Origin of the sequence: Buchnera aphidicola (Pemphigus obesinymphae), from assembly GCF_026122815.1 — a bacterium.
Lineage (GTDB): Bacteria > Pseudomonadota > Gammaproteobacteria > Enterobacterales > Enterobacteriaceae > Buchnera_C > Buchnera_C aphidicola_BJ.
In genome coordinates this window covers 1-13,917 of sequence record NZ_JAIWQW010000007.1, presented here as the reverse complement: position 1 = coordinate 13,917, position 13,917 = coordinate 1, and the positions used below count along the sequence as shown (strand labels likewise).

At 24.2% G+C, this 13,917-nt stretch carries 13 protein-coding genes and 2 tRNA genes; 11 read left to right on the top strand and 4 right to left on the bottom strand.

Annotated elements, in window-relative coordinates; genetic code table 11:
* Positions 1-70 precede the first annotated feature (70 nt).
* The 5 genes from ffh to rplS all read left to right on the top strand — a co-directional run bounded on the left by ffh (position 71) and on the right by rplS (position 3,507).
* The gene (gene ffh, locus LDP10_RS01775) at positions 71-1,429 is read left to right on the top strand and encodes a signal recognition particle protein (RefSeq protein WP_265197027.1); all 1,359 of its coding nucleotides are present in this window, start codon (positions 71-73) and stop codon (positions 1,427-1,429) included.
* A 122-nt stretch (positions 1,430-1,551) separates the two neighbouring features.
* The gene (gene rpsP / locus LDP10_RS01770) at positions 1,552-1,812 is read left to right on the top strand and encodes a 30S ribosomal protein S16 (RefSeq protein ID WP_265197026.1); all 261 of its coding nucleotides are present in this window, start codon (positions 1,552-1,554) and stop codon (positions 1,810-1,812) included.
* Positions 1,805-2,356 (top strand): ribosome maturation factor RimM, encoded by a 552-nt coding sequence (rimM, locus tag LDP10_RS01765; RefSeq protein WP_265197025.1) that lies wholly within the window; start codon positions 1,805-1,807, stop codon positions 2,354-2,356. The genes rpsP and rimM overlap by 8 nt, the downstream gene beginning before the upstream one ends.
* Before the next feature lie 31 nt (positions 2,357-2,387).
* The gene (trmD, locus tag LDP10_RS01760) at positions 2,388-3,155 is read left to right on the top strand and encodes a tRNA (guanosine(37)-N1)-methyltransferase TrmD (protein ID WP_265197045.1); all 768 of its coding nucleotides are present in this window, start codon (positions 2,388-2,390) and stop codon (positions 3,153-3,155) included.
* Positions 3,156-3,162: 7 nt separating this feature from the next.
* Positions 3,163-3,507: a 50S ribosomal protein L19 gene (rplS, locus tag LDP10_RS01755; RefSeq protein ID WP_265197024.1), complete on the top strand. Its 345-nt coding sequence runs from the start codon at positions 3,163-3,165 to the stop codon at positions 3,505-3,507.
* A gap of 128 nt (positions 3,508-3,635) precedes the next feature.
* On the opposite strand, the gene tldD is transcribed toward rplS, so the two are convergent.
* On the bottom strand, positions 3,636-5,084 hold the full coding sequence (tldD, locus tag LDP10_RS01750; RefSeq protein WP_265197022.1) for a metalloprotease TldD: 1,449 nt from the start codon (positions 5,082-5,084) through the stop codon (positions 3,636-3,638).
* A 374-nt stretch (positions 5,085-5,458) separates the two neighbouring features.
* Here tldD and aroQ point away from each other — a divergent pair, with 374 nt between their 5' ends.
* Positions 5,459-5,923, top strand: a complete 465-nt coding sequence (gene aroQ / locus LDP10_RS01745) for a type II 3-dehydroquinate dehydratase (RefSeq protein WP_265197021.1) — start codon at positions 5,459-5,461, stop codon at positions 5,921-5,923.
* 63 nt (positions 5,924-5,986) lie between these two features.
* On the opposite strand, the gene fis is transcribed toward aroQ, so the two are convergent.
* Together fis and rluD are read right to left on the bottom strand one after the other, a co-directional pair.
* A complete protein-coding gene (gene fis, locus LDP10_RS01740) occupies positions 5,987-6,283 on the bottom strand; it encodes a DNA-binding transcriptional regulator Fis (protein WP_265197020.1) in 297 nt (98 codons plus the stop codon).
* 165 nt (positions 6,284-6,448) lie between these two features.
* Positions 6,449-7,396, bottom strand: coding sequence for a 23S rRNA pseudouridine(1911/1915/1917) synthase RluD (gene rluD / locus LDP10_RS01735; RefSeq protein WP_265197019.1), 948 nt, complete (start codon positions 7,394-7,396; stop codon positions 6,449-6,451).
* Between the two features lie 397 nt (positions 7,397-7,793).
* Between rluD and alaS the strand changes: the two genes are divergently transcribed.
* The 5 genes from alaS (at position 7,794) to gshA (ending at position 12,858) form a co-directional block, all read left to right on the top strand.
* A complete protein-coding gene (alaS, locus tag LDP10_RS01730; protein WP_265197018.1) occupies positions 7,794-10,424 on the top strand; it encodes an alanine--tRNA ligase in 2,631 nt (876 codons plus the stop codon).
* A gap of 128 nt (positions 10,425-10,552) precedes the next feature.
* A complete protein-coding gene (gene csrA, locus LDP10_RS01725) occupies positions 10,553-10,738 on the top strand; it encodes a carbon storage regulator CsrA (RefSeq protein WP_265197017.1) in 186 nt (61 codons plus the stop codon).
* 242 nt (positions 10,739-10,980) lie between these two features.
* Positions 10,981-11,066 (top strand) — tRNA-Ser (locus tag LDP10_RS01720).
* A gap of 11 nt (positions 11,067-11,077) precedes the next feature.
* Positions 11,078-11,151, top strand: a tRNA-Arg gene (locus LDP10_RS01715).
* A 141-nt stretch (positions 11,152-11,292) separates the two neighbouring features.
* On the top strand, positions 11,293-12,858 hold the full coding sequence (gene gshA / locus LDP10_RS01710) for a glutamate--cysteine ligase (protein WP_265197016.1): 1,566 nt from the start codon (positions 11,293-11,295) through the stop codon (positions 12,856-12,858).
* Between the two features lie 847 nt (positions 12,859-13,705).
* Here gshA and LDP10_RS01705 read toward each other — a convergent pair.
* On the bottom strand, positions 13,706-13,917 hold a 212-nt coding region (locus LDP10_RS01705), incomplete at its 5' end, for a 5-formyltetrahydrofolate cyclo-ligase (protein WP_321160494.1).

The window sequence follows — 13,917 nt, the reverse complement described above, 5'->3', positions numbered from 1 at the left end:
TTAATTTTTATATTTCATTTTATATTATAAAAATTGATCTTTTATTGTTACTTAATGATAGAGAAAAATTATGTTTGATCATCTAACTAAACGTATATCAGAAACTTTGAATAAAATTGCTAACAAAGGAAGATTAACAGAAAATAACATTTCTGTAACATTACGTGAAGTAAGAATTGCTTTGTTAGAAGCAGATGTTGCTTTACCTGTAATAAAACAATTTATACATCATGTGAAAAAAAAATCATTGGGAAATAAAATTAATAATACTTTAACTCCAGGACAAACATTTATAAAAATTGTTAAAAAAGAACTAATATTAATTATGGGAGAACAAAATAATACTTTAAATCTTAATGTATCCCCACCTGCGGTGTTATTAATAGTAGGGATGCAAGGATCTGGAAAAACCACTAATTTAGTAAAATTAGCAAAATTGTTAAAAGAAACAAAAAGAAAAAAAATATTAATGGTTTCCACAGATATTTATCGACCTGCAGCTATCAAACAATTAGAGGTTTTATCTTCAGAAGTCAATATCGATGTTTTCCCGTCAAATTCTAATCAAAAACCTATAGAAATTGCTAATAAAGCATTGGAATACGCTAAAATAAAATTTTATGATATATTACTTATCGATACAGCAGGTAGACTTCATGTTGAAAAAAAAATGATGAATGAAATCAAAGAAATGCATGATAATATAAAACCAATAGAAACATTACTCGTTATTGATGCTATGACAGGCCAAGACAGTATGAATATACTACCAGTATTTAATAATATTGTGCCTATATCGGGTATCATTTTAACTAAAATGGATAGTGATACCAGAGGAGGAGTAGCATTGTCTATACGATTTATTACCGGAAAACCAGTTAAATTTATAGGAACAGGAGAAAAATTAAATTCTATAGAACCATTTTATCCAGATAGAATTGCATCTCGTATCCTTGGTATGGGAGATATATTATCTCTTATAGAAAATGTTGAAGCATATACGAAAAAAAGAAAATCTGAAAAATTAAAAAATAAACTTAAAAATAAAAATAAATTTGATTTAAATGATTTTTTAATACACATTAAACAAATGCAAAACATGGGAGGCGTTTCAAATTTAATTGAAAAATTACCTAAAAATCAAGTACAATTAAATCATATACAATCTTTTATCAACGATAAAATTTTAGTTAAATTCGAAGCAATTATTAATTCAATGACGAAAAAAGAAAGAAAAACACCAGAAATTATCAAAGGATCACAAAAACGTCGTATTGCTTCAGGATCTGGTGTAAATATACAAGACATTAATAAATTACTTAAACAATTTAACGATCTAAAGAAAATAATGACAAAAATAAAGACATGGAATGTAAAAAAAGTAATTAGTCAAATTAAAAATATTATTCCCAAAAACATGTTTAACTAGTAAAATAGTTAAATTAATTAATTAATATCTTGATCATGTAATTTCAATTTAGATAAAAACATTTAATAAAATAAAAATACACAGATGTAAATCACATACTATTTTATAAAAAAGAGGTTTATATGTTAAAAATACGTTTGGCTCGTCATGGCTCAAAAAAACGTCCTTTTTACCAAATTGTTGTCTCCGATAGCCGTTTCCCAAGAAATGGACGATTTATTGAAAAAATTGGATTTTTTAATCCTATTGCTTCTTCTAAAGACAAAAAAATATATATTAATATGGAAAAAATACAATATTGGACTAGTCAAGGAGCAGCTGTTTCTAAAAGAACCAATTATTTAATCAAAAAAAGTAAAAAATTACCGGTATCAAATGTTTAATATATATAAAAAATGCAATAAACCCAACGATCCCTGCATAATAGGTAAAATAGGATCAGCTCACGGTATTTTAGGGATGGTTAAATTATTTTCTTTTACCGAAAATAAAAACGATATCTTTAAATACTGTCCCTGGTTTACTGTAAAAGAAAATCAATGGATCATTTTACATTTAGAATATAAGAAAAACAATAAAGATTTTTTTTTAATAAAAATAAAGAACATAAAAAATAGAAATGAAGCACAACTATTAACTCACTGTCATATTATAATAGAAAAAAAAACACTTCCAATATTAAAAGAAAATGAATACTATTGGAATGATTTAATTGATTTTAAAATTATATCTGATACCGGAAATTATTTAGGTAAAATAGATAATTTTTTACAAACTAGATCAAATGATATATTAGTAATAAAAAATTATAGGGGAAATAAGAAAAAAAAAGAAATACTAATACCCTTTATAGAAAATGAAGTCATAAAAAATATCGATATTGTCAACAAAACTATAACGGTACATTGGAATCCTATATTTGAATAAAAAATTATTAAATCAACCATATAAAACTTTAATAGAATTTAATATAGTTAGTATTTTCCCAGAAATGTTTAATATAATTAAAAATTATGGAATTATTAGCAAAGCAATTAAAAAAAACATTATCAAAATTACAATATGGAATCCTCGTGACTACACGTCTGATCAACATCATACAATAGATGATCGTCCTTATGGGGGAGGATCAGGTATGTTAATGAAAGTTAAACCTTTGCTTACAGCTATTGAATATGCAAAAAAGAAAATAAAAAACAATGCTAAAATTATTTATCTTTCTCCTCAAGGGAAAAAATTAAATCAAAAATCTGTTGAAAAGCTATCTAAAATATCTAGTTTTATTTTAATATGTGGAAGATACAAAGGTATAGATGAAAGATTAATTCTTAGTTCAATTGATGAAGAGTGGTCTATTGGAGATTATATAATCAGTGGTGGAGAACTTCCAGCTATGATATTTATAGATACTTTGTCTAGATTAATTCCAGATTTAATAGGTAAAAAAAAATACATTCAAGAAGATTCTTTTTATAATGGATTATTAGATTGTCCTCAATATACCAGACCAAACGTTATTAACGGAATGCATGTTCCTAAAATATTATTGTCTGGTCATCATGCTAAAATAAAAAGATGGAAATTAAAACAATCTTTGGGTGTTACTTGGTTAAAAAGACCAGATCTTTTAAAAATTATAGATTTATCTAAAGAACAGAAAATATTATTACACGAATTTAAAAAAGATTGGAAAGAACGAAAAATAAAAATTAATTTAAAGGAATAACTAATTAATGAATATTATAAAAAAAATTGAAACAGAACAAATGAAAAAAAATATACCTTTTTTCCGTCCTGGAGATACTTTAGAAATACAAGTTTGGGTTGTAGAAAGTTCTAAAAAAAGAATTCAATCTTTCGAAGGGGTAGTAATTGCCATCCGAAATAGAAATTTACACTCTTCAGTAACAATAAGAAAAATTTCTAATGGAGAAGGAATAGAACGAGTATTTCAAATATATTCTCCTTTAATAGATAAAATATTAGTTAAAAGACGAGGAGACGTAAGAAAATCTAAATTATACTATTTAAGATATAGAAAAGGTAAATCAGCACGAATTAAAGAAAAATTAAATTAACTAATTTATGTACCGTCAAATAAAAAATATCATGCAGTCACATATGAATATTGGACTGCATAATTTCTATTCTAAATAAATGATCAATAAACGTTGCTTTTCATTTTAAAAAATAAAAATAACATTATTTAATTAGTACCACCTACTGTTAAACTATCTAATTTTATAGTAGGTTGACCAACACCTACAGGTACGCTTTGACCATCTTTTACACAAATACCAAGCCCTTTGTCCATAGATAAATCATTCCCTACCATAGAAATTTTGTTCATACTATCTAATCCTGATCCTATTAACATTACTTTTTTTATTGGTTTAGTTATTTTCCCTTTTTCTATTAAATATGCTTCAGAAGTAAAAAAAACAAATTTACCAGAAGTAATATCTACTTGTCCTCCTCCAAAATTTGAAGCAAATATCCCGTATTTTACACTGCTGATAATATCATGTGGTTCAGATTTACCTGGTAACATATAAGTATTGGTCATTCTTGGCATCGGTAAATGAGCATAAGATTCTCTTCTTCCATTTCCAGTTGGTTTTACCCCCATGAAATTGGCATGCAACTTATCTTGCATATACCCTTTTAGAATTCCTTTCTCAATTAAAATGTTATACTGACCAGGAATACCTTCATCATCTATATTTAAAGAACCTCTTCTATACTGTATCATTCCGTTATCGACAATTGTACATAACTCAGATGTAACTTTTTCTCCAATCTTACCTGCAAACACAGATGTTCCTTTATAGTTAAAATCACCTTCTAATCCGTGACCTACAGCTTCATGTAACAATACTCCTGGCCAACCTGGCCCAAGCACTACAGGAAAGCTACCTGAAGGAGCTTCTTTTGCAAATAAATTTAATAAAGCTATCCTTATTGCTTCTCTAACTAAATATTCAAGATAAACAACACCAGAAGAATGTTGTTTTAAAAAATGATTATAACCTTTACGAATCCCCCCTCCACTAGTACCTCGTTCTCTTTTCCCTTTTTCTTCTACTATCACAGTAATAGAAATATGAACTAAAGGCCGAATATCTGCTTCTAAAATTCCATCAGTTCCCGCAATTAACATTTGTTCATACTGACCGTTTAATACAGAATTAACTTTAATAACTCTTTGGTCTAAATTGCGAGCTGTTTTATCTATAAAATATAACATTTCTATCTTTTCTTGATCAGAAAAGCTATCCAATGGATTTTTAAAATCATATAACAATTTATTTTTTAATTTAGATATAGTCTTTATCTTTTTACTAGAATGGTTCTTAGCAAAATCCTTAACTAAAATTACACTGTTTTTTAATTCTTTTAATGTAATTTGATTAGTGTAAGAAAAACCAGTAGTTTTCCCAGAAATTACTCTCACCCCAATTCCTTGATCAATATCATAAATACCTTCTTTAATGATTTTATCTTCTAATATCCATGATTCATGAAGAACAGACTGAAAATATAAATCTGCATAATCAATATTTTTTTTAGATAAATCGCTTAAAACCGAATAAATATCTTGTTTATTAAGATTATTTAATAATAATAATTTTTCTGTAACTAAATCAAGTATCATTATGACCTACTTATTATAATTAATAATTATTCAATAATTACATTCATTAAAAACACATTATTTACGTGACATTTTCGTAATATATATTATAATTCTTTCTAAATATTAAGACACAAATTTTATATATGTATCTTTTTTGAGTAAATAGAGTTGTGTATATTTATAAAATATAAAAACCAATTTACTATTTTTATAAAATAAAATATATAGATATTATTTTATTCTCTTTCAAAAAACACTGTCTATAAAAATAATATATTGATATATATATACATATTTATTATTTATTTTTCATAAATGTATATTAATATGATAAACTTACGAATATAAAAATAAATTTTATTAAAAATTAATCTTCAGAAGAAAACATTATTATGAATAATAAATTAAATATTTTATTACTAAATGGACCAAATCTCAATTTATTAGGGATCCGGGAACCCAAAGTTTATGGAGAAAAAAAATTATCGGAATTACTAACACAATTAAATCAAAAAGCTGAAAAATTAAACGTAAAATTACATCATTTGCAATCTAATGCTGAACATATTTTAGTAGAACGTATTCATCAAGCAAAAGATAATATCGATTATATTATTATTAATCCTGCATCGTTCACACACACCAGTATATCTTTACGTGACGCTCTTTTATCTGTAAATATACCTTTTATTGAAGTTCATATTTCTAATATTTATGCAAGAGAACAATTTAGAGCTACTTCATGGTTTTCCGATATTTCTGATGGAGTCATTTGTGGATTTGGATTAGATGGTTATTTTTGGTCTTTAAAAAGTGCTGTCAAAAAAATAAAAAATAGACTTTTAAAAAAACATTAAAAAATAAACTATGATATTTTCTTTGCACTCTCTCTTCCTTTTAGAAAGTGCAATATGTATATTCTAATTCATACCGTATTTTTTTAATTTTTTGCGTAATGTACCTCTGTTGATTCCCATTATTGATGCTGCTCTAGTTTGGTTTCCTCGTGTATACTGCATCACTATATCTAATAACGGTTTTTCTATTTCAGCTAAAACTAATTCATACAAATTAGTTACATCTTTATTATGAAATTGTAAAAAATAATTCTTTAAAGCTTGTTTTACTGACGTTCGTAAAGGTTTTTTAACAACTTGATTATTTGAATTGATTATAGAAACCGTTAATAAATCAGCAAGTATAGGTTGTTCAAACATAGTATAATTATCTCTTTGGTTAACTTAAATTAATTTTAAATCAATAAAAATATTTTAAAATTACTGTTTAACATTTATATTTATCTGATATTAAATTAATAAATGTGATATAATAATTATGTTAAATAAAAAAAAATTATTTATTATTGAATTATTTCAATATTGTTAATTTTTTTTTAAAATATTAATCAATTTTTGCATATCGTTTGGAAGAACTATGTTAAATTCCATTAACTTATTAGTTTTAGGATGGATAAATTTTAATTTACTAGCATGTAATGCCGGTCTAGAAAAATAACTTATTTTTTTAAGAAGCATTGTGGACATACCTTTAGGTGTAATGCATGTACCGCGATAAACAGAATCTCCTAAAACAGGATATCTAAGATGCAGCATATGTACACGAATTTGATGTGTTCTTCCGGTTTCTAAATTGATTTTTAAATGGGTATGATATTTAAAACGTTCAACAATACGAAAATGTGTTATGGCTTTCTTACCAATGGAACTCACACACATTTTAGTTCTATATTTCATATGACGACCAATCGGTTGTTCTATTGTTCCGCCTGAAATTATATTTCCAACAACTACGGCTTCGTATTCACGAACAATTTCTCTGTTTTTTAAACTTTCTATTAAATTTTTATAAGAAGTAACGTTTTTTGCAATCAACATTAAACCAGTTGTATTTTTATCTAATCTATGGACAATTCCTGCTCGAGGTATTTTATAGAAAAGATCATCTTTATATAATAAAGCATTCAAAACAGTTCCGTTAATATTTCCAGCACCAGGATGAACAACAAAATTAATCGGTTTATTAATGACTAATATATCATCATCTTCATATACAATATTTAAAAAAATATTTTCGGCGAAACTGTATTTCTTTTCAGAAATTATATTAATTATTATAATATCTCCTGAATTAACAAAAGTATTAGGTTTTTCTATTATATTTCCATTGATACTCACTTGTTTATTTAATATCCATTTTTTAAACATAGTTCGTGAATATTGATGAAAAATCTTTGCTAAAATTTGATCTAAACGTGTATTTATTCCACAATGTTCCGGTATCCTTAGTGATATTCTTTCTTTTTTAATCATAAATGACCTTGAATATATTTCAACCTGACAAAAAATATTTTATTCAATAAAAAATTTATTTATTCGCTTAACATAAAAAATTTATCATTTAATAATACATTTTGACTCTACACAGAACGAATATACTTAAAATAAATGCCTTATACTTATAATCTATAATTAATTATGATATATGAAATATAAAAAATAAAAATAATTGTCATTTACAATTTAAAAGTTAACAAATGTTAAAAAATAAATGTTTAATCTAATATCTAACTAATTTTCTATTTCATAAATTAATAATCGATATTAATATTTTTAGCAAAAAAAATAATTTTAAATCATAATGTTATTAATAATTTAAAATTTCTATAAACTAGTAAAAATATTAAATATCTAAACTACACCGAATCTTATGAACAAAAAAACCATAGAAATACGTAATCAATTTCTAAAATTTTTTCACAAAAAAAAACACAAAATAATGCAAGGTAGTTCTTTAATACCTAAAAACGATACATCAATTTTATTTACTAATGCAGGAATGAATCAATTTAAAAATATTTTTTTAGGACAAGATAAATCTAATCGATATTCTAAAATTGCTACTGCTCAATCTTGTCTTAGAACCGGAGGAAAACATAATGATTTAGAAAATGTAGGATACAGTACTCATCATCATACTTTTTTCGAGATGTTGGGTAATTTTAGTTTTGGTGGTTACTTTAAAAAAAAAGCTATTCTGTACTCTTGGGAATTATTAACATCTAAAAAATGGTTTTCATTACCGAAAGAAAATTTTTTAATAACCGTTTATAAAAAAGATGAAGAAACATACGATATTTGGGCAAATATAATAGGTATTCCTCCTGATCGTATTATACTTGTCGGTAATAAAACAAAAAATTCCGATATTTCAGATAATTTCTGGCAAATGGGAGATACAGGTCCATGTGGTCCTTGTACCGAAATATTTTATAATCTTAAAAATAATACATTCAATAAAAAAATTAAAAATCTTGAGGAAAAAATAAATGATTACATTGAAATATGGAATATTGTTTTTATGCAATTTAATCGCATTAATGATGGTTCACTTGTAAAATTACCTAATCCATCGGTAGATACTGGAATGGGATTAGAACGTATTTCTGCTGTTATACAAAATGTTTCTTCTAATTATGAAATTGATATATTCCAAATATTAATAAAAGACATAGCTAAAATAAGTAATACTGCTGATTTAAAAAATCAATCTTTATATGTTATTGCAGACCATATTCGCGCATCATATTTTATGATAGTAGAAAACATTTTACCTTCTAATGAAAACAGAGGATATGTATTACGACGTATTATTCGACGAGCTATAAGACATGGATATTTATTAGGAATAAAAACCATATTTTTTTATAAATTAGTATCTAGCGTCAATAAATCAATGAACATTAATAACATATATCTTTTAAATAAAAAAGAATATATTGAAAATATATTAAAAAAAGAAGAAATGCAATTTCGTTCTACTCTTAATCATGGTTTAAAACTTCTTCATTCAAAAATTAAAACCACAATTAACCATACTCTTGATGGTGAAGTAACATTTTATTTATATGATACATTTGGTTTTCCTGTCGATTTAACAGAAGAAATTTGTCGTGAACATAATATTCATGTAGATCTTTTAAGTTTTAAAAAACATATGGAAAAACAAAAAAATAGATCTAGAGAAAAGAAAACATTTAATCAAAATTATATTATGATGCATAATGTAGAAAATATATCTATATTTATGGGATATAACACATACAAAACAGAATCTGTTATAAAAAACATCATTAAAAATGAAATAACGCAACAATTTATATCATCAGGAGAAAAAGGAATTATTCTACTTAATAAAACACCTTTTTATCCAGAATCAGGAGGACAAATAGGAGATATTGGAATTATTTACAACAATGAAGGAACCTTTAAAGTAGAAAATACAAAAAAAAATGGGAATATGATTCTTCACTTTGGTATAGTTGAACATGGAATTTTACATGTAGAACAAAAAGTGTTTTCTGAAATTAATGAGCAATACCGTTCCAATATCCAAAAAAATCATTCAGCTACACATTTACTTAATTCAGCTTTGCATAAAATATTAGGTGATCATATTTACCAAAATGGTTCTTTAGTAACTCCTGATTGGATTAGATTCGATTTCTTTCATAATATCTCTATTCCATTAAAAACAATTCAAGAAATAGAAGAATTAATAAATAAATATATTTCCAAAAACATTCTTATAAAAACAAAAACAATAAATTTCACAGATGTAAAAGAAAAAAATATAATTTTCTTATCGCACAAAAAATATGAAAAACATGTAAGAGTTATTTCTATTGATCATTATTCCAACGAACTATGCAAAGGAACTCATACTAACAGAACTGGAGATATTGGTTTTTTTAAAATTACATCTGTACGTAAAATAGCATCTAATACATACCGTATCGAAGCAAAAACTGGTAAAAATGCATTACATTTAATACATTCTCAAGAAAAAAATGTACATGAAATTTGTTCCATTTTAAACACTAATCCAAATAATTTAAAAAAAACTTTTGAAAAAATTATCGTAAAACAAAAAAAATTAGAAAAAAATATTTCTAAATTAAAAGAAAAAAATGTCGCCAATATAATAGAAAAATTAAGTAAAAATAAAATTAAAATAAAAAATATAACATTATTGATAAATACATTACAAGATCAAGATCTTGAAACACTTCGAAATATAATGGATATATTGAAAAACAAATTTAAACAAGCAATAATAATTTTAGCAAATCTTGTCGATAATAAAGTAAATCTGATTGTAGGTGTCACTAACAATTTACATAAATTAATACAAGCTGATAAGCTTATTAGCATAATATTAAAAAAAATAGATGGAAAAGGAGGCGGTAAATCAGATATTGCTGAAGGAGGAAGTGTTTATATTCAAAAATTACCAAAAACATTAAAAGAAATTAAATCATGGATTTATTCAATAATATAATATTATAGATACATGCCGTTGATATTTTATATCAACATAGCTTTACGATATGTATTTAACCCCGTATTATATAATATAAAACAAGAATCAAATAAGATAGCTTGTCTTAATCGTTCAAGGAGCAAAGAATGCTTATTCTAACTCGTCGAGTTGGAGAAACACTCATTATCGGCGATGAAGTCACTGTAACAGTGCTAGGAGTTAAAGGGAATCAAGTTCGAATTGGAATAAATGCACCAAAAGAAGTTTCAGTACATCGTGAAGAAATTTATCAACGTATTCAGGCAGAAAAAAATAAAAAATCAGATTATTAATACAATTAATAGTGTATCTTGCTAAAATTTCAGCAAGATACACCATGTTTTAAAATCATTAAGCATATTCTTTATCTTTATAAAATTCAAAAATTTTTCAATTTTACATAGATAACAAATAAATATTTTTGCTAAAAAATATTTATTTGTTATAATTATAAAATAAAATTTTTTCTATCATTAATTAAATAGTTTTATTTTATAATGACTAAAACTAATTTAAAATTATAAAAATAAAGCAAGGTGAGATGGCCGAGTGGTTGAAGGCGCTCCCCTGCTAAGGGAGTATGTAAATACTGCATCGAGGGTTCGAATCCCTCTCTCACCAAAAAAATATTTGCATCCGTAGCTCAGTTGGATAGAGCACTCGGCTACGAACCGAGAGGCCGAAGGTTCAAATCCTTCCGGATGCAAAACCGATAATAAAAACAATTACATTTTTTACCAAAATTTAACAAAAATATATCCTTTCCGTTTTATTCTTAATTTTTAAAAAATTTTTATATTTTTCTCAAAAATATAATCTTAAACATATTTAATACAAGGAGATAAAATTGATACCTGATATTTCTGATGCTATTGATTGGTTAAAACATAATCCAAACATATTCAAAAATATTTCTAGAGGAATTGAACGAGAAACTTTACGAATAAACGAAAATGGAAATATGCCAAAAACAGATCACCCTTATTCTATAGGATCTGCTCTCACTCATAAGTGGATTACTACTGATTTTGCTGAAATATTATTGGAATTCGTAACACCTAAAAGTAACAACTTAAATTATTCATTATCTTTTTTAAAAGACCTTCATAAATTTACCAGTAAACAAATTAAAAACGAATTGCTATGGCCTTTTAGCTTACCGTATTTTATACACCCTAATAATTCCGTAAAAGTAGCTCAATATGGAAAATCTAATATAGGAAAAATAAAAACACTTTATAGAACAGGTTTAAAAAATCGATATGGGGATTTTATGAATATAATTTCAGGTGTTCATTATAATTTTTCATTACCCATCAATTTCTGGAAGAAATGGAGAAAGATAAAAAATGTAAAAAATGAAAAAGATATCATTTCTTCTGAATATTTAAAATTAATACGAAATTATCACAAATTTGGTTGGATTATTCCTTATTTATTTGGTGCTTCTCCTGCAGTATGTCCTTCTTCTATAAAAAATAAAAACTCTGATATTAAATTTAAAAAAAGCAAAAATGGTTTGTTATATTTACCATGGTCCACCTCTTTAAGACTTAGTTCAATAGGATACCAAAATGACTCTGAAAAAAAATTAAAAATAAATTTTAATTGTTTACATCAATATACAAATTCTTTAAGGAATGCTACTAAAACTATTTCAGAAAAATTCAAAAATATAGGATTAAAAGATAATTTAGGAAATTTAAAACAAATAAACACTCACCTACTACAAATGGAAAATGAATTTTATACACAAATCAGACCAAAACAAAAAATAAAAAATAACGAATTTTTATCCGATGCTCTAGAAAAAAGAGGTATAAGATATCTTGAAATAAGATCACTTGATCTAAATCCATTCTCACCTATAGGAATCGATAAAAAACAAATATTATTTCTAGATTTATTTCTCATTTGGTGTGTATTAGCAGATGCACCTAAAATGAATTATTCAGAATTAGAATTCTACAACGAAAATTGGAAAATAATTTCCCTAGAAGGAAGAAAACCAAATCAAAAAATAAATATTAACAATAAATATGAAAAAGAAACTCTCATTAACATAAGTTCAAAAATATTTAAAAATTTATATAAAATAGCGGAACATTTAGATCAAAATTCCAATAATAAATATTATAAAAAAATTTGTAAAGAATTTGAAATGAATTTTAAATATCCAGAATTAACATATTCTAGTAAAATATTATCGGAAATATTAAAAAATGGAATAAAAAAAACAGGTTTAAATTTAGCAAAAAAATATAAAAAAGAATTTATTAAAGAAAAAATGACAATTTTAAATGATGAAATCTTGTTTAAGGAATCTATTTTTTCTCATCAAAAACAAAAAAAAATTGAAAAAAAAGAAAAATTAAATTTTAACGAATACTTAAAAAAATATAATTCATATTAATAATCTTAACCTTAATTTCTTTGAATAATTAAGCATTGTAATAATCAATCATTTTTAAATTATTATTTAACAAAAAGATAAAAAAACTTAAAAATCAAGTAAAATAAAAATGTTTAGCATTAATAAAATTATATGATATTAAAATACCAAAATACCTACATGTAATGTCACTTCTTCTAAAAAATATTAATCAATAGGTTAAATAAATTTCTTGTATTGCTAAAAATATTATTTTAAATAACATTAAAATATATATCCGATGATATAAAAAATATAAATATGATACACGAAACATTATTATGATTATTTATACTTTGAATTCTATTTCTAACAAATATCCCAATATATACAAAATTTTAGTAAAAAAAATATTTTAAATATATTTTCGATCAAATGATAAAAAATTAATGATTATTAATCTATTTTTATGAAAAAATTAATTGAATTAAAATTTAATGATTGATAAACTATTTAAAATTAATATTAACACCGTAAACATATACTTTTAAACATATACGATATATACCATATGTGATTAATCAATTTGTTTCAAGAAAAAACTATATATAAGTAATTTAAATTTCAACTAATAAACATTAATAAAATTAATTAAAAAATTATTTTATTTATTTTTAAAATATATAAATTTTACGTTTTTATATTAAATTTCTAACAAATCTCAATATAACATGGCAAATATATTGCTATTAAATTTTAAAAACCATTAAAACGACATAGATTTATTAAAATATTTAAAATAAAGCATTGTTAATTTCAGAAAAAATTATAAATATATTTGTATATATAATCTTTAAAAATTAAAATAACTAATAAATCATTTTTATTTTTATTTCCATAATATTGTAGGAGTAATAATTACCGGAAGAGGAATATCCCAAGGAAAAATAGGAAAATAAGATACAAACTGAAAATTATAAGCTAAACCTATTGGAAGAAAATTATTTTTTTGCCAATCTTTTAAAATAAAATCATAAAATCCTCCTCCCATACCTAAACGATACCCTTTTTTATTAAATGCTACTAATGGAACAAAAATAA

What these genes read in the sequence shown, in the direction of transcription:
- aroQ (WP_265197021.1), top strand. Translation starts at nt 5,459, where the DNA reads ATGAATAATAAATTAAATATTTTATTACTAAATGGACCAAATCTCAAT.
- rplS (WP_265197024.1), top strand. Translation starts at nt 3,163, where the DNA reads ATGAATATTATAAAAAAAATTGAAACAGAACAAATGAAAAAAAATATA.
- rpsP (WP_265197026.1), top strand. Translation starts at nt 1,552, where the DNA reads ATGTTAAAAATACGTTTGGCTCGTCATGGCTCAAAAAAACGTCCTTTT.
- fis (WP_265197020.1), bottom strand. Translation starts at nt 6,283, where the DNA reads ATGTTTGAACAACCTATACTTGCTGATTTATTAACGGTTTCTATAATC.
- rluD (WP_265197019.1), bottom strand. Translation starts at nt 7,396, where the DNA reads ATGATTAAAAAAGAAAGAATATCACTAAGGATACCGGAACATTGTGGA.
- csrA (WP_265197017.1), top strand. Translation starts at nt 10,553, where the DNA reads ATGCTTATTCTAACTCGTCGAGTTGGAGAAACACTCATTATCGGCGAT.
- alaS (WP_265197018.1), top strand. Translation starts at nt 7,794, where the DNA reads ATGAACAAAAAAACCATAGAAATACGTAATCAATTTCTAAAATTTTTT.
- rimM (WP_265197025.1), top strand. Translation starts at nt 1,805, where the DNA reads ATGTTTAATATATATAAAAAATGCAATAAACCCAACGATCCCTGCATA.
- tldD (WP_265197022.1), bottom strand. Translation starts at nt 5,084, where the DNA reads ATGATACTTGATTTAGTTACAGAAAAATTATTATTATTAAATAATCTT.
- ffh (WP_265197027.1), top strand. Translation starts at nt 71, where the DNA reads ATGTTTGATCATCTAACTAAACGTATATCAGAAACTTTGAATAAAATT.